This is a genomic window from Devosia nitrariae (assembly GCF_030160115.1).
GTDB lineage: Bacteria > Pseudomonadota > Alphaproteobacteria > Rhizobiales > Devosiaceae > Devosia > Devosia nitrariae.
The window spans coordinates 296,513-312,229 of the sequence record NZ_BSNS01000002.1; the positions used below are offsets into that span (position 1 = coordinate 296,513).

The 15,717-nt window shown below is 65.4% G+C and carries 11 protein-coding genes and 1 pseudogene; 6 read left to right on the plus strand and 6 right to left on the minus strand.

The window, feature by feature from the left end; translation table 11 throughout:
* The first annotated feature begins 60 nt into the window (after positions 1-60).
* Both QQK18_RS02105 and QQK18_RS02110 read left to right on the plus strand, forming a co-directional pair.
* On the plus strand, positions 61-921 hold the full coding sequence (locus QQK18_RS02105) for an AraC family transcriptional regulator (RefSeq protein ID WP_284338617.1): 861 nt from the start codon (positions 61-63) through the stop codon (positions 919-921).
* Between the two features lie 68 nt (positions 922-989).
* Positions 990-1,400, plus strand: coding sequence for a DUF1801 domain-containing protein (locus tag QQK18_RS02110; protein WP_284338618.1), 411 nt, complete (start codon positions 990-992; stop codon positions 1,398-1,400).
* On the opposite strand, the gene QQK18_RS02115 is transcribed toward QQK18_RS02110, so the two are convergent.
* Positions 1,397-2,755: an MATE family efflux transporter gene (locus QQK18_RS02115; RefSeq protein ID WP_284338619.1), complete on the minus strand. Its 1,359-nt coding sequence runs from the start codon at positions 2,753-2,755 to the stop codon at positions 1,397-1,399. The genes QQK18_RS02110 and QQK18_RS02115 overlap by 4 nt on opposite strands.
* A 44-nt stretch (positions 2,756-2,799) precedes the next feature.
* Positions 2,800-3,468: a nucleoside/nucleotide kinase family protein gene (locus tag QQK18_RS02120; RefSeq protein WP_284338620.1), complete on the minus strand. Its 669-nt coding sequence runs from the start codon at positions 3,466-3,468 to the stop codon at positions 2,800-2,802.
* A gap of 81 nt (positions 3,469-3,549) precedes the next feature.
* On the opposite strand from QQK18_RS02120, the gene QQK18_RS02125 reads away from it, so the two are divergent.
* On the plus strand, positions 3,550-6,039 hold the full coding sequence (locus tag QQK18_RS02125) for a ligase-associated DNA damage response DEXH box helicase (RefSeq protein ID WP_284338621.1): 2,490 nt from the start codon (positions 3,550-3,552) through the stop codon (positions 6,037-6,039).
* A gap of 38 nt (positions 6,040-6,077) precedes the next feature.
* Positions 6,078-6,746: a ligase-associated DNA damage response endonuclease PdeM gene (gene pdeM / locus QQK18_RS02130; RefSeq protein ID WP_284338622.1), complete on the plus strand. Its 669-nt coding sequence runs from the start codon at positions 6,078-6,080 to the stop codon at positions 6,744-6,746.
* Between the two features lie 6 nt (positions 6,747-6,752).
* Here pdeM and QQK18_RS02135 read toward each other — a convergent pair whose 3' ends face one another.
* From QQK18_RS02135 to QQK18_RS02145, 3 genes are all read right to left on the minus strand, one after another.
* Positions 6,753-7,514 carry a TIGR02186 family protein gene (locus tag QQK18_RS02135; RefSeq protein WP_284338623.1) on the minus strand — a complete coding sequence of 254 codons (762 nt, stop codon included), beginning with the start codon at positions 7,512-7,514 and terminating at the stop codon, positions 6,753-6,755.
* Positions 7,511-8,443: a sulfite exporter TauE/SafE family protein gene (locus QQK18_RS02140; protein ID WP_284338624.1), complete on the minus strand. Its 933-nt coding sequence runs from the start codon at positions 8,441-8,443 to the stop codon at positions 7,511-7,513. The genes QQK18_RS02135 and QQK18_RS02140 overlap by 4 nt, the downstream gene beginning before the upstream one ends.
* 430 nt (positions 8,444-8,873) lie before the next feature.
* Entirely contained in the window at positions 8,874-12,302 is a 3,429-nt protein-coding gene (locus QQK18_RS02145; RefSeq protein WP_284338625.1) for a peptidoglycan-binding protein, read from the minus strand.
* A 214-nt stretch (positions 12,303-12,516) separates the two neighbouring features.
* Here QQK18_RS02145 and QQK18_RS02150 point away from each other — a divergent pair, with 214 nt between their 5' ends.
* Entirely contained in the window at positions 12,517-13,188 is a 672-nt protein-coding gene (locus QQK18_RS02150) for a response regulator (RefSeq protein ID WP_284338626.1), read from the plus strand.
* Between the two features lie 17 nt (positions 13,189-13,205).
* On the opposite strand, the gene QQK18_RS02155 is transcribed toward QQK18_RS02150, so the two are convergent.
* Positions 13,206-14,822 (minus strand): ATP-binding response regulator, encoded by a 1,617-nt coding sequence (locus QQK18_RS02155; protein WP_284338627.1) that lies wholly within the window; start codon positions 14,820-14,822, stop codon positions 13,206-13,208.
* Between the two features lie 189 nt (positions 14,823-15,011).
* On the opposite strand from QQK18_RS02155, the pseudogene mscL reads away from it, so the two are divergent.
* A pseudogene (gene mscL / locus QQK18_RS02160) lies at positions 15,012-15,449 on the plus strand (large conductance mechanosensitive channel protein MscL); the annotation flags it as partial.
* Positions 15,450-15,717 lie beyond the last annotated feature (268 nt).

The following is a 15,717-nucleotide window of genomic DNA, read 5'->3' on the forward strand; positions in this document are numbered from 1 at the left end:
GATTTGCCTGTCAGCATCGTGCAAGTCTTTTTGCGACTTCACGCGCGACTGAGGACGCGAATGCCCAAGAACCAGACTCAAGCAAGCTATATCGCCCGGCTAAACCGGGTCCTCGACTACGTTTATGCCCACCTTGAGGACGATATCTCCTTCGACCGGCTGGCGGACATCGCATGCCTTTCGCCCTATCACTGGAGTCGTATCTACTCGGCCATGCGCGGAGAAACCATCGTCGCGACGATCCGCAGGCTGAGGCTCCAGCGCGCCGCCGACCGGCTCGCCAACTCCGATCTCGACATCGGGACAGTCTCTGCGCGTGCTGGCTATGGCTCGACCGACACGTTCGGACGGGCTTTCAAGGACGCATTCGGCGTGAGCCCGGCCGCCTACCGGGAAGGGGGCTCCCATGCTGCCTTCAAGGCCGCCAACGCGGCCGGCGATGCGGCCAGCTTTCCGGTAATGGTGGAGATTTTGCCGCAACGGCGTTGCGCCGGGATCGATCATACCGGCTCCTACATGGAAATCGACCATGCCATGGGCCGGCTCTTTACCGAGCTTGTCGCCCGTCAGGCCCTGCCGGCCCAGCCCACCATGATCGGGGTATTCTTCGACGATCCGGATCTCGGAGCCGAGGAGGATTTACGCTCGCGCGCCTGCCTGCCCGTCGATGAGACCGTCGCAATCGATGCACCCATGGTGGAGATGGTTCTGCGCGGCGGTCGTTATGCGAAGCTGAGCTATGCCGGCCCGTATGCCGATATGCGCGGCGCTTATCGCTGGCTTCTGGGCGTGTGGCTTCCCGGGTCGGGATATGAGCCGGATGACGCTCCGATCTTCGAAGCCTATCTCAACGACCCGCGTGAAGTGCCGCAAAGCGAATTGCGCACCGATATCCACCTGCCACTCAAGGCAGCGCCATGACGGTCCCGGCAGTCTCCAAGGCCGTTGACGAAGCGCTCTCGCGGTACTCCGAACCGGTACGGGCGCGCTTGCTCGAGATTCGCGAGATCATCTTTATGGTCGCCACGGAAACGGACGAGGTCGGCCCGCTGACCGAAACGCTCAAATGGGACGAGGCGGCCTATCTGACCGAGGCAAGCAAGAGTGGAACAACAATCAGGCTCGGCACCACCAGATCGGCTCCCGAAGAATGTGCAGTGCTGTTCAACTGCAAGACGATGCTTATCGAAACATTCCGAACCTATTTTGCCGATGACTTCGCGTTCGAGGACAATCGCGCACTAATCGTGCCCACCTCGCAACCTTTGCCACGCGAGCCGCTGATACTCTGCCTGCGCGCAGCGCTGACCTATCATCGGTGGAAAGGCGCCGGTTCCTGGTCACAGCGAAACGCTGGAGTTCGGCGTTCACCCAGGCTGCTTTCTCGCATCTCGCGCTAGCTGGCAAACAGGCTCTCGCGCCGCCGCTCCAGCGCCCACCAATAAAAGCCGCCGCGCGCCAGGAACCACGCGTGGAGCGCCAGCCACAGGCCGAGATTGCCGAGCGGCGGCTGCAGGACAAAGGCCGCGACAAGGAAGACGGCGAGCGAGGCGACCATGCCGTTCCGCATGGTGGCGTTGAGGGTGATGCCGATGAGGATACCGTCGTAGACGAAGGCGGGCATGAAGGTCAAAGCGCAGAGCGCGGCGAGCCAGAGATAGTCGAGCGCATAGGCCCTGACCTCGGCGTTGGTGGTCATGAAGCCGATGACATGGCTGCCGCCGAAGTACCAGGCGAGACCGAGGCCGATAGCAAGCACCAGCCCCCATTGAAAGCTGAGGCCGTAGGCCTTGTCGAACGCCGGCCGCCAGTTGGCGCCGAACGCCTTGCCGGTCAGTTGCTCGGCCGCCTGGGCAATACCATCCATGAAAAAGCCGACGACCATCAGGAGGTTGAGGAGGATGGCGTTGGCCGAGAGTGCCACCTCGCCCATGCGCGAGCCCTGGGCGGCGAAATAGGCATAGGCGCCCATCAGCGCAATCGAGCGGATCATCAGGTCGCGGCTCAACCCAAACATACGCTTGAGGGCCGCCGCATCGAAGAGCTCGGCGAGAACGATCGCCGACAGGACTGCCCGCAGGCCGCCGAAGTGTCGTGCCATCAGTGCAAGCCCGAGGATCGCGGCCGCGACCTGCCCCAGGACGGTGCCCAGCGCCACGCCGGCAACACCCCAGCCAAGCCCGTAGACGAGGCCGATGCTGGCGGCGATGTTGACCCCGTGGATGATCATCTGCAGCAGCATGCCCGTCGTTGCCGCCGCCCGCCCGTAGAACCAGCCGAGCAGCGCGTAGTTGACGAGCGAGAACGGTGCCGACCAGATGCGGACGTGGAAATAGGTCGCCAAGGCTTCGGCAACGCCCGCATCGGGCGCCAGTAGCCAACCAGCGAGCCACAGAATCGGTACCGCCAGCACGATCATCAGCATACCGGTACCGACGCCGAGCCCGATGGCGCGGGCGGCGTGCAGGAGCCCGTCGCGAGGGTCGCGTGAGCCGACCGCCTGGGCGACGAGCCCGCCTGTGCCGATACGCAGGAAATAGGCCATCGAGAAGATGAAATCGAAGACCAGGGCACCGAGCACTAGGCCACCGAGCAGCCCGGCGTCCCCCAGCCGTCCGATGACGGTGATGTCGACGAGTCCCGCCAGTGGTTCGGTGATGAAGGCAACCGAAGCCGGCAGGGCGATCTTCCAGACGTCCGCGTGGCGCACGTCGAACGGGTATTGGGCGCGCTTGCCGCCCTCGGCGTTGGTCATAATGCGATACTCTTACCCGGACTTCTGGGTGGTCTCTTAGGCGGTCAGCGCTCGGAGATGATGCCGATAACGAGATCGGCTCGGTTTTGGCTTTCGAAAACGAGGTCGTAGTTGGGCAGGTCAGTGCGCTCGATATGCAACCGATTGCGCTCCTCGGTAAAGAGGCCTTCCTCGGCATGCCGTTTCAACAGCCGTGCGCGCACGGTTTCGCGCGGCACGTCGAGATAGACCGAAAAATCGAGCAGCGGCTTGACCCCGGCCCAGGGCGGTTCGGTGAGCAGCAGGTAGTTACCCTCGACCACGAGCACGCGCACGTCCGGCGCAACCTCGAACGCGTCGTCGACAACATCCTCGACCTTGCGGCTGTAGAGCGGTCCCTTGACGGTGTCCCTGCTCGCTTTGAGGTGATGGAGGAAATTGACGAAAGCGGCGCCCTCGAAGGTATGTGGGGCGCCTTTGAAGTCCACCTGCCCCATCGCCTCGAGCTTGGAATGGCGCATGTGGAAACCGTCCATGGGCACGAGCCCGGCACTGCCCGGGCGCGTGGCGTTGAGTGTGGTCACGACCTCAGCGGCGAGTGTCGACTTGCCCGAGCCAGGTCCGCCGGCGAGACCGATGGCGATGCGGTTGCGCGTGTGGCGCTCCATTTCGAGCGCGTGGGTGACAATGACGGACAACGCCGACTGCGGGGTCAGTTCCAGCCGCGTTGGCATGGCCTCTCCTCCTTCTACCTGAGTGGGCGATAATATAGGCTGACGCGGATTTTGCAGCATTTGGCCCGCCGGATTCCCACATTGCGCTACCCGCTCGAGCTTCATCCGACGATCGCGGCCTGGTTCGCCGGCAAGGGCTGGGCGCCCCGACAGCATCAGCTCGACGTCCTGGAGAGCTGGCAGGCGGGCGCCTCGGCGCTGCTGATCGCCCCGACCGGAGCGGGCAAGACGCTCGCTGGGTTCCTGCCGACACTGACCGACCTCATCGAGACGCCGCACGACGGCCTGCACACGCTCTACATCTCTCCGCTGAAAGCGCTGGCCGTGGACGTCGCGCGCAACCTGACCATCCCAATCGGCGAGATGGGTCTCAAGATGCGGGTCGAAACGCGCACCGGAGACACGCCGGCGGCGCGGCGGCAGCGGCAACGGTTCGATCCACCCAGCATCCTTTTGACCACGCCCGAGCAGATCGCCCTGCTCCTCAGCCATCCGGATGCCGTGCAGCTTTTCGGTTCCTTAAAGCGGATTGTCCTCGACGAGTTGCATGCGCTCGTCACCTCCAAGCGCGGCGAGCTGCTGTCACTCGCCATCGCGCGGATCGCCGTGCTCGCCCCGCAGATGCGGATCACGGCGCTTTCGGCAACCGTCGCGCGGCCAGATCTCCTGCGCGAGTGGATCGCGCTCCCCGCGCCGCAGGCGCCGGCGCACCTGCTGAAGGCCACCGGCGGGGCGCCACCCGAGCTTTCCATCCTCGACACCGAGGACCGCCTGCCCTGGGCCGGCCATTCGGCCGCCTGGGCGGTGCCAGCGCTCTACGAGACGATCAAACGCCATCGCACAACGCTGCTCTTCGTCAACACCCGCTCGCAGGCGGAAATGCTCTTCCAGAATCTCTGGGCGATGAACGAGGACATGCTTGCCATCGCGCTGCACCACGGCTCGCTCTCGGTCGAGCAGCGGCGCAAAGTCGAGAGCGCCATGGTGCGCGGGGACCTCAAGGCGGTCGTCTGCACCTCGACGCTCGACCTCGGCATCGACTGGGGCGACGTCGACCTCGTCGTGCAGGTCGGAGCGCCCAAGGGCTCCTCGCGCATGCTGCAGCGCATCGGGCGCGCCAATCACCGGCTCGACGAGCCGTCCAAGGCCCTGCTGGTGCCCTCCAACCGCTTCGAGGTGCTCGAATGCGAGGCGGCAGTCGAGGCGGTTGCCGAGAACCACCAGGACAGCGAGGACCCGACGACGGGAGGCTATGACGTTCTGGCCCAGCACGTTCTGGGCCGGGCCTGCGCCGGTCCGTTCGATGCCGACGACCTCTTTGCCGAAGTGACCCGGGCCTGGCCTTATCGCGAGCTGCCGCGCAGTCAGTTCGACCGCATCCTCGATTTCGTCGCGACCGGCGGCTATGCGCTGCGCGCCTATGAGCGCTATGCACGGCTGCGCCGCACTCCCGAGGGTCTCTGGCGCATCGCCAATCCGCAGACCGCCCAGCAATACCGGCTGAACGTCGGCACCATCATCGAGGAGCCGATGGTGCGCATACGCCTCGTGCGTGGGCGGGGCTTCCGCAAGGGCGCGACCAGTGGGCCAATCAGCCGTGGCGGGCGGGTGCTCGGTGAGATGGAGGAGTACTTCTTTACCACCATCGTGCCGGGAGACACCTTCATGTTCGGCGGCGAGATCGTCGCCTTCGAAGGCATGCACGAGAACGAGGCGTTCGTGTCACGCGCCCAGGCGACAAACCCGAAGATACCATCCTATATGGGCGGCAAGTTTCCTCTCTCGACGTATCTCGCCGACCGCGTGCGCAAGATGCTGGCGACGCCCGAGGACTGGAGGGCCCTGCCCGATCAAGTCGCCGGCTGGCTGCACCTGCAGCGGGACTTCTCGGTTCTGCCGGGGCGCGAGAGCCTTCTGGTCGAGACCTTTCCGCGCGAGACGCATAACTATCTCGTTTGCTACCCTTTCGAGGGACGCCTCGCCCACCAGACGCTCGGCATGCTGCTGACCCGCAGGCTCGAGCGCGCCCGCGCCCGCCCGCTGGGATTCGTTGCCTCCGAATATGCGCTTGCCATCTGGGGGCTCGGCGATCTCTCGGCACTCATCCGCACTGGCCGGCTGTCGCTCGACGAGCTGTTTTCCGAGGATATGCTCGGCGACGACCTCGAGGCGTGGCTCGATGAATCCGCGCTGATGAAGCGCACGTTCCGCAACTGCGCCATTATCGCGGGGCTCATCGAGCGCCGGCACCCGGGCAAGGAAAAGACCGGACGGCAGATCACCATGTCGGCCGACTTGATCTACGATGTGCTCTACGCCCATGAGCCCGACCACATCCTGATCCAGGCGACGCGCCGGGACGCGGCGCGCGGGCTTCTCGACATCGAGCGGCTGGGCGAGTGCCTCAAGCGGATCCGCAAGCATATCGTGCACAAGCCGCTGGACCGAATCTCCCCGCTCGCGGTACCGGTGATGCTGGAGATCGGCAAGGAGCCGATCTTCGGAGAGGCGCGCGAATCCGCGATGGCGGATGCGGCCGACGAATTGATGCGGGAAGCTCTGGGCGGTTAGTGTTTCAAGGTCAGATCCAAACGAACGAGGCGGAGACCGTGTTCATCCGCTTTGCCGGCCACAGCTTCGAGCCGCTCGCTTCCGGCGCCCTCTACTGGCGGGACGAGAACATGCTGCTCGTTGCCGACCTGCATCTGGAGAAGATGTCGTCCTTTGCCCGGCGCGGGCAGATGCTGCCGCCCTACGACACGGGGCTGACACTGCGCAGACTCGAGCGCGATATCATCGAAACGGGCGCTGCAACGCTCGTTGCACTCGGCGACAGCTTCCACCGCGACGAAGGCACCGCCTCTCTGCAGGACATGGACCGTGCGCGTCTCGACGGGCTGATGGAGCGCTGCGAGTGGATCTGGCTGTCGGGCAACCATGACCCGGCCCCCCACATGCTCGGTGGGCGATGCCTTGCTCAATTCGCCCATCGCGGCCTCGTGCTGAGACACGAACCGCAGCGCGCCGCCGAGGGACTGATTGCCGGGCATCTGCATCCGGCGGCCCGGGTCCTGATGAACGGGCGCTCGATACGGCGCGGGTGCTTCGTTCACGACAGCCGACTGATGGTCATGCCCGCCTATGGCGTTTCGACCGGCAATCTCAACATCCTGTCGCCGGCCTTCATGGGGCTCTTCGCCTGGTCGGAAATCAGGGTGACGATGATGGGACGGGACCGGCTCTACACGGTCAGCTCGAAGCGGCTTGTAGGCGGTTAGAGCGCCTCAGCGCTTGAAGATCACGCCGCCGAGCCACCCGGTAAAAAGCGCCAGGGCAACGGCGACCAGGCCGTAGGCGAACGGCTGCTGTGAGGCGCTGACGGCAAGGAAGCGCTCGAAGCCGGTCTTGCGCACCGCAAAGCCTTCGGCGCGGCGCGCGACGATCTGTCCGTTCTTGAAGACATAGGTCGAGGCGAGATAGGACCCGGGCGGGGCATCGCTTGGCAGCGTCAAGCGTGCCACATAGGCGGAAGTGGACAGGAACCGCACGCCGCTCTCGTTGAGGCCGAAGAAGCCCTTCTGGGTCATCAGGCGCACGAGCTCGCGCCCGAAAACGGACGACCTCCACCACCCCGCTTCGGTCGAGATGCTCGGCTGGGCCTCGGGCAGGATGTTCTCGACGGCGAGGGTCGTCGGGCTGGTGATATTCAGGAGCTCGCCGCTCGAGAGCACCTGGAAGAAGCTTGGAAACTCCTCGAACACCACCTGATCGGTATTGAGCCAGATGCCGAACTGGCGCGTCTTCTGCCGCGCCACACGATCCTGCGCGGGGCCGGTGACGACGATGACGACGTGGAACGGCCCCTCGACGAAACGCTGTTCGGCGCCGGCCTCCGGCTCGATACTGCCGAAAAAGGTGATGCGCTCTCCATCGTAGCTTGAGGTGATCTCGATGAAATCGGTCGACAGCTGCGAGACGAGGCGTTCGGCCGATGCCGGCGAGATGGCGAGCAAGACCGTCACCAGTGCCAAAACCAGCCACCTCATCTTGCGCCTCCCGGCCCGAAGACCGCCATGCTGAAAACATCGGCAGGGGTGAGCACCAGCGAGAGGCCGAAGCGGATGGCCACGGCAAGGACGAGGATCGCGAGCAGGGCGCGCAGCTGTTCGCCGCGCAGGTATTTGTTGGCCGAGGCGCCGAACTGGGCACCGGCGACGCCGCCGATCATCAGGCAGAAGGCCAGCAGGATATCGACGCTCTGGCTCTGGACGGCGTGAAGGACTGTCGTTGCCGCCATCATGGCAACGACCTGCAGGAGCGATGTGCCGATGACGACGCTGCCCGGTACGCGCAGCAGATAAACAAGCGCCGGCACCATGATGAAGCCACCGCCCACGCCGAGGAGCGAGCCGAGGAAGCCGATGATCAAACCGATGATCAGCACCGGCAGCACGCTGATATAGAGCCGTGACTTCTTGAACCGCACGCGCATAGGCAGGCCGTGGACCCAGTTGTGCTGGTGCGGCATGCGCTCGCGCACCACGACGCCGCGCTGCTGCTTGACGATGGCGTTGACCGACTCGATCATCATCAGCGTGCCGACGGATCCCAGCAGCAGCAGGAAGCCGAGGGCGATGACGAGATCGAGCTGGCCGAGGGCGCGCAGGATCGAGAAAGCGGCAACGCCCCCGAACGCGCCGACAATGCCCGAGAGTACCAGATACATGGCCAGATGCATGTCGATGCCGCCGCGTCGGTAGTGGCTCAGCGCTCCCGATGTCGATGCGGCGACCACCTGACCGGTGACCGAGGCGACGGCGACAGAGGCCGGCACGCCCGAAAAGATCAGAAGCGGGGTCAGCAGAAAGCCTCCGCCGACACCAAACAGGCCCGAAAGGAATCCGACGGCGCCCCCTATTCCGATGAGGAAGAAGAGGTTCACGGACAACTCGGCGATCGGCAGATAGATCTGCAAGGCCTTATTCCGACGACGGCACGAACCAGGAGACCGCGCTGGCGCGCGGCGGCTCGTACGACAAAAGCTGATCGCCCCCAATCCGTCTTCCGACGGGCTGGAGGCATGCATTTGTTGTATGGTCAAAGGACTTACGGTTCCGTTGACGTGCTGTCAAACCAACTCGTAACGCAATGTTGCGGAGCCGGGGCCGGAGCCCGGAGCGTGATGCGATCGATGGAGTCGCACCGCTTCGCGCTCCAGCTTTTGTGGTCGCGGATTGATTGCGAAAAATCGGTTCCCGCGTTTCTCGCACCCCGAACGCACCGGTTAAGGTGCCGCGCTTTCGAACCGCAAAAGTGATGCCCACTTTTGCTGAACGCGCCGGTTAAAGTGCCGCGCGTTCGAACCGCAAAAGCGGTGCCCACTTTTGCTGAACGCGCTCCGGGGCTCAGACGGGTTGGCTGCCCAGCACGGCGAGGAGTCTGGGATTGACGGCGCCGCTTTCGCTCATGCCCGTGGCCCGCTCGAATGCCATGATCGCTTCGCGCGTCTTGGGGCCGGAGAGTCCATCGGCGGTCCCCACATCGTAGCCAAGCTTTGCCAGCGTTTCCTGGACCTTGGTGACCACCTCCCCGTTGGAGATCGCCTCTCCCGGGTTGAAGTTCTCGTCCCAGGTGCCGATGGGTGCGAAATTGGTCGGCAGGTCGATCGCCGCGGCTTTCCAGCCGGCCACGTCCTCATTGAGACGGCTGACGGCTTCGGCGCTTAGGGAGCGGGCGATATCGTCGCGTGCCTTGGCGGCGTCTCCATCGCCGCTTTTGGCAGCGAGAGCAAACCATTTGTAGGATTTCTCGAAGTCCTGCTCGATGCCAAGCCCGCGCGCATAGAGCATGCCCAGATTGAACTGGCTGTCCGTCATGCCGCGCTCGCCGGCCCGCTCGAACCATTCGGCGGCCGTCTCGAAATCCTGCTCGCCGAGTCCGCCGCTCGCATGAATGGCAGCCAAGTTGTGCATGGCCATTCGATTGCCCGCCTCGGCGGCCCGCTGATACCAGAGGCGGGCGATGTCGAGATCCTTTTCGACACCATTGCCGCTCTCGTAGAGGTTGCCCAGCCGATATTGGGCGGGCGCGAAGCCCTGGGCGGCCGCCCGTTCGTACCAGACCGCGGCCTCTTCGTAGTTCTGCTCGACAGCCCGACCCTCGGTCAGGATGGCAGCGACCTCGAACTGGGCGCGCGCGTCGCCATTGGCGGCGGCTTGACGCATCGCCTCGGGGCCGACGCCCTCGGCGGGGGGATCGAAGGTCAACGGGCCGTCGGGCACCGACGGTATGGAGCCGGTCAGAATGTCGCTGGCAGGTTCGGCGACCGCCGCATCCGTTGCGGCTTCCGTCGCCGCATAAGTCACCGGCTCGTCAGGTTCGAGCACCGGCGGCGTGGCCTGCTGCCGCGGCTTGGCAAACCCCGACGCGCCCCGGGGATTGATCGAGGCGGTGGCCGATGCGTCGATCACGTCGCCGACATGCGGCGCTGTGAGCTCCGCGGCCGATTCCAGGCGCTCTGCGCCGAGCATGGGCGCAATGTCGGGCGCCTTGCCCGACTCAATGGCGTCTTCGTTGCCAACCTGCGGCGCCGGCGGTATGCGATCAGCCCCGAGCCGCTGCATGGCGAGGTTCAGCGCCAGCGCAGAAACGGCGATCAACGCCGCTGCAAGAAGCAGCGCGCGGCGATTGCGCTTGAGGAAACCGCCCTGCTGCTCGTCGCCCTCCGGGCCCGCTGAGCCATCCTGCGCCGCTTCGGCATCGACATTCTCGCCGGCAGGCTGGGTCTCGACCTTGCTGCGCCAGCGCCGCCGTTCCTTGCGCGGTGGCGCCTCACCCGGTGCAGGCGGCTGGATCTCACCTGCCGCACCGCCCGTCTGCGCCTTGTCATCCTGCGGAGTCATGACGCGCGACAGCGCCCGTCCGATCAGGGAGTTCGAACCCGGCGGGGCGCCGACGGTCTCCTGCTTGGCGCGCTGGGCCCGGCGAGCGGCGGCGATGAATGTGCTCTGCGAGGTCAAAGGCGCAGAGGCCGCAACCGGTTCGACGCCCTCGCCGGATCGGTTTGGCGCCGCGAACGGATCAGGCCTTGCTTCGGCGAGGCTCGAAACGGGCCGCGGAGGACGCTCGACGCTTGTCGGATCGAACTCGGGCCGCGAGGCGGGTGCTGCGGCCTTGGGGGACTTTTCGGCAGATGCTCCGGCCGCCTGACGCGGACCATTCTTGGCCTCGAGCGCCGCACCGACAGGTCCGAGACCGGCAAAGCCGGGATCGACGAGCGGAACTTCCTCGGCCGGATTGGCGGGCATGAGATCGCGCGCGGGATCGTGCGAAGCGGATTTGCGCGGCGGCGCAGGGAGGTTTTCCGGGTCGGGCTTTGCGGCGGGTGCGGCGGTCGCGGCAGACTGGGTGCGTCCCGCTAGAACGCTTTCCAGCCGGGTCAGGCGCTCGGCGGTCTCGCGGCCCGCCGTGTTGATCAGCGCGGACATGCGCTTTTCCAAGGCGTCGAGCGTGCCGCCGTCGACGCCGGCGCGGTCCGAGGGGACCAACTTGCCGACCGCGGCGGACGTGCGTTCGGCCACGAGATCGGCGAGCGCGCCCATGTCCGGCGTGCCCGTCGGAACGGCGTCCGACTGCAGCCGCGCCAGGTCGTCGATCTTGATCCCGGTTTCGTCGAGCCGCTGCATCAGGTTTTGCAGCTGCGCCTCGATCTGGCCGACCGTGGGGGCATCGCCAGGCGAGAGCACTGCACTTGTGTTCAGGGCCTCGATCTGCGACTCGATGCGGGCAAAACGCGGCTCGAGCGCGCCGGTCATTGCGTCGCGAAGGGCCGCAATATCCCGCCGCAGGTCGGCAACATCCCCATTCTTGTCCTCGAAGCCGCCGATCTGGGCTGCCATGGCATCGATCTTGGCCACAAGCGCCTGCGGAACGGCGTTCTGACCGTCCTGAATGGCAGCGGTCAAAGCCGCCATTTCGCTGGTCACCCGCTCGAGATCGCCCTGCGAAAGGCCGACATTCTTTTCTATGGTGTCGATACGGTCGTAGACGTTGCGGATGCCTTCCTCGATCGTGCGCAACGCCGGATCCGAGACCGGCGGGCTCTCGTCGCGCACGATCTCGCGCTCTATCTGCTGCACCTGCAGCTCGGCGAGCTTGCCGACTGTGGTTGCGAGCTCGTCCAGCCGGTGGTTGACCGCATCGAGATCGACCTTGGGCGTATCGGCAACGAGCCTCGCCAGACTTGCCAGCTGCGCTTCGAGGCGCTTGACCTGTCCGGTCTCGCCCACGGCGCCGGCCACAAGTTCGATCACCTGAGTCAGTTGCTCGACCTGCAAGGCGATCTCGCGCACGCCGCCCGCATCCTGATGCAGGGTGTGCAGTTCGGTCTCGAGCCGCTCGAGCCGACCCGAGAGGCCGCTGACCAACCCCGTCAGCTCCGCGAGCTCTCCGCCGCCACCCTCGCGCCGACCGATGATCGGGGCTTGCGCGGCGGTCTGGCGGCTGCGGATTTCGGCGATGGCCGCGCGCAATTCGTCCGGCTCGCCGGTACCGTTGTCATCGCGGTCGCTGAACCGGTCGACGGCGCGCTTGACAGAACGCAGCGCCTCGCGCCGCCGCTCCGTGCCCGGCGTTTCGACGACCTGGCTGCGCAGGGCCCGGACGCGGCGTGCGAGACCCTCAATCTGCGGGTCGGCTGCCGACCGGCGCGTATCGTAGCGGCCCTCCACCTGGTCGAGAAGCGCCACCAGTTCGCCACGCAACGCTTGCCATTCATTCGACTGGGCGTCGGTTTCGGCGTCGGCCGTCTCTGGCAGGGAATAAGCGCGGGCCATGGATGTCCCAATCGGATCAAAAAAGCGGAACCCTCGCGATTCGGTGCGGAGGTCTGCCCTGCACTCTTGGGAAAACATGGTAAACAAGCCGTTAAGTCTTGCCGCAGTTTGCAAACCGCGGGTCGAAATTGGCCGAAAGTCTGGTGCCGGTGCGCTTTACCAAGCGGTCGCGAGCGCGTAGGCAAGGACTAGATAATTCTGGAGGCGATCGGCCATGACGCGCCGCCGCATCATCATCGTCGATGACCACCCGCTGTTCCGCTCCGCCCTGCACCAGACGCTGGCGGGGGGTGATGCGGCCGTGAGCGTCGAGGAGGCGGGCGACCTCAACGGCCTCAGCGCCGCGCTCGAGGCCGACCGCGACTGCGATCTGGTGCTGCTCGACCTCAACATGCCGGGCGTGCGCGGCTTTTCGGGCTTGTTGCTGCTGCGCGCCCAGTATCCCGACATCCCGGTAATGATCATCTCGGCCGTCGAGGACGCGACGGTCGTGCGGCGGGCTTTTGAACTTGGCGCGGCCGGCTACCTGCACAAGTCCGCCGGCCCGATCGAAATCCGTCGCGCCATCGAGACGGTGCTTTCGGGGGAGGTGTTTGTGCCCTCGGGCCTGACCCTCAGCATCGAGGACGAGCAAACCGAACTGATGCGGCGGCTGGGGACGCTCACGCCGCAGCAGGTGCGCGTGCTGATGATGCTCTCGGATGGGCTCATGAACAAGCAGATCGCCTACGAGCTGTCGATCTCGGAGGCGACCGTCAAGGCGCACGTCTCAGCCATTCTGCAGAAACTTGACGTCGACAGCCGCACCCAGGCGGTGATCGTTGCCGCCCGCATCGAGGAAGGTCAGTTCGAAGCGCTCTTTTCCCTCAGCGGGGAGAAGAGCTAGGGCGCTTTAGCAAAAGCTTAGCGCCGCGGCTGGCGGCCGCTCTGGCTCGCCAAGCCGCTGATGACGGCCCTGAGGGTTGCGGGCTTGACCGGCTTGGTGACGACCGCCACCCCGCGTTCCTCGGCAAGCGCCCTCACCGCCGGGCTGCGGTCGGCGGTGACAAGCGCAGCGGGCAAGTGACCGCCCACGTTCTGGCGCAACCATTCGATCGCATCGAGCCCCGACGTCTGCTCCAGGTGGTAGTCCATCAGCACGAGATCGGGATACCAACCTTCAAGCAGGCGCTCGCGGTCGATCTGCTTGAGGGAGAGCGCCGTTCGCACGTCACACCCCCAATGGACGAGCAGGCCGTCCATCGCCTCCAGGATCGCCCGTTCATTGTCGACGCAGAGAACCTTGAGGTCGAGCGTGCCGAAGCTGGCTTCGCTGGTGGGAGCCTCGTTGGCTGCGGCCGGCGTGATGCTGCGCGCCAGCGGTAGGTAAATCGAGAAGCGCGAGCCGCGGTTCTCGACGCTGTCGAGTTCCAGCGAGAGGCCGAGGGTGGCAACGAGCCGCTGTACGATGGAGAGCCCCAGACCAAGCCCCTGGGCCATGCGGGCGCCGTGGTCGAGGCGCGAGAACTCGGCGAACACCAGCTTGTGCTGGTCCTTGTTGAAGCCGATGCCGGTATCGATGACGTCGAGCCGCAACCGATTGCCGCGACGGCGCGTACCGACCAGCACCCTGCCGCCGGGTCGAGTATATTTGACCGCGTTGGAGACCAGGTTCTGTACGATGCGCGAGACCAGCATGCGGTCGGTCATGACCGTCGCGGAGGCGGGCATGATCCCGAGGCGCACGCCGCGCTCGCGCGCCATGGGCGTGAACTCGACCTCGATCTTCTTCAAGAGGTCGATGGTGTTGAACGGGGCAGGCGCCGGACGTACTGCGCCGCTGTCGATGCGCGAGATATCGAGAAGGGCCGACATGATATCCTCGACCGCGGTCAACGAAGCTTCGATGGAGGTCGCAAGTTCGGCAAGGCTGGTGTCCTTGGCGCGCTCGACAAGGGTCGAGGTATAGAGCCGGGCCGCGTTCAGGGGTTGGAGCAGGTCATGGCTGGCGGCGGCCAGGAACCGGGTCTTGTCGTGATTGGCGGCGTCGGCCTTTGCGCGCGCCGTCTCCAGTTCAGCATTGACCCGCGTCAACGCCGCCGTGCGTTCCTCGACGCGCCTCTCGAGGCTCTGGTTGACCTGAGCCAACTCCTCCTCTGCCCGTACACGGGCGGTGACATCGGCAAAGCTTATGACAAGACCGCCGTCGGGCAGACGGCTCGAATGGAACTCGAGCGCCTGGCCGAGGCTATCGATGCGCTGGGTGACGGTCGTCGGCGCGGCTGTCAGGGTGTTGATGCGTTCAATGGCGAGCCGGGCCGGATCGCCCGAGCCAAAGTCCCCGCGATCGGCGAGATAAAGAGCGATGTCGAAAAGCGGCGTACCCGCGCGCAGCAGAGCGTCGGGAAGCGACAGCAGTTCGCCGTAGCGCCGGTTGCAGGAAAACAGCCGCAGGCCGTGGTCGAACACGGCAATGCCCTGGGGAATGAAATCGAGCGCCTGGCGCACGCTGTGTTCGGCGCCGGCCAGCTTGTGCGGCATGGTGGAGGCCAGCCCATCGAGGTGTTGCGGTCGGGCAAACTATCGGCGCAGCGACGTCGACGCGCAAGCCCGACGAAGGCATGGATCGCGAGGCGATTGCATTGGGGGGCGAACTGGGTGACTCTAGCCTACTGCACAACATAGGCCCGGCTGGGCGTTGCGCCGGGCAAGCACAGCGAGGGCATGGATATGCAGGGCTTTCTCAAGGAGTTTCGTGATTTCGCCGTCAAGGGCAACATGATCGATCTCGCCATCGGCGTGATCATCGGGGTAGCATTCGGAGCCATCGTCTCCTCGATCGTCGATGATATCTTCATGCCGCTCATCGGCCTCATCATAGGCGGCGTCGATTTTTCCAACCTCTTCATCGTCCTCTCCAACCCCAACGACGTACCGGTCCCGTCGGTCGCCGCGGCCAACGAGGCTGGGGTTGCCACACTCAACATCGGCCTCTTCCTCAACGCGCTTGTCAAGTTTCTGATCATCGCGTTCGTGCTCTTCCTCGTCGTCAAGGGCATCAACGCCCTGAAGCGCGAGGCGGCCGAGGATCCCGCGCCTGCAGCGCCCAGCAAGGAAGAAGTGCTGCTGACCGAGATCCGCGACGCCATCAAGGCGCAGGCACCGGCAAAGGCCGCGCCGGCCACTGCGACGGCCAAATCAGTCAGCGAGGCGCCAGCCACGGCGCCCCGGCGGTCCTCAACGCGCAAACCTGCGGCACGCAAACCCACCGGCCAATAGAGCGTTGTCAGCAGACCGTCCTCATCTCCGCGAGCTGAGGGCCCCTCACCCGGACCGCTTGCGATCCGACCTCTCCCCCAAAGGGAGAGGTGTCGCGGTGGCCAGCACAGTGCCCCTCTTCACCTCTCCCTTGGGACGGGTCGACGGCGGAGCCGGC

What these genes read in the sequence shown, in the direction of transcription:
- QQK18_RS02105 (WP_284338617.1), top strand. Translation starts at nt 61, where the DNA reads ATGCCCAAGAACCAGACTCAAGCAAGCTATATCGCCCGGCTAAACCGG.
- QQK18_RS02155 (WP_284338627.1), bottom strand. Translation starts at nt 14,822, where the DNA reads ATGCCGCACAAGCTGGCCGGCGCCGAACACAGCGTGCGCCAGGCGCTC.
- QQK18_RS02135 (WP_284338623.1), bottom strand. Translation starts at nt 7,514, where the DNA reads ATGAGGTGGCTGGTTTTGGCACTGGTGACGGTCTTGCTCGCCATCTCG.
- QQK18_RS02120 (WP_284338620.1), bottom strand. Translation starts at nt 3,468, where the DNA reads ATGCCAACGCGGCTGGAACTGACCCCGCAGTCGGCGTTGTCCGTCATT.
- QQK18_RS02150 (WP_284338626.1), top strand. Translation starts at nt 12,517, where the DNA reads ATGACGCGCCGCCGCATCATCATCGTCGATGACCACCCGCTGTTCCGC.
- QQK18_RS02145 (WP_284338625.1), bottom strand. Translation starts at nt 12,302, where the DNA reads ATGGCCCGCGCTTATTCCCTGCCAGAGACGGCCGACGCCGAAACCGAC.
- QQK18_RS02115 (WP_284338619.1), bottom strand. Translation starts at nt 2,755, where the DNA reads ATGACCAACGCCGAGGGCGGCAAGCGCGCCCAATACCCGTTCGACGTG.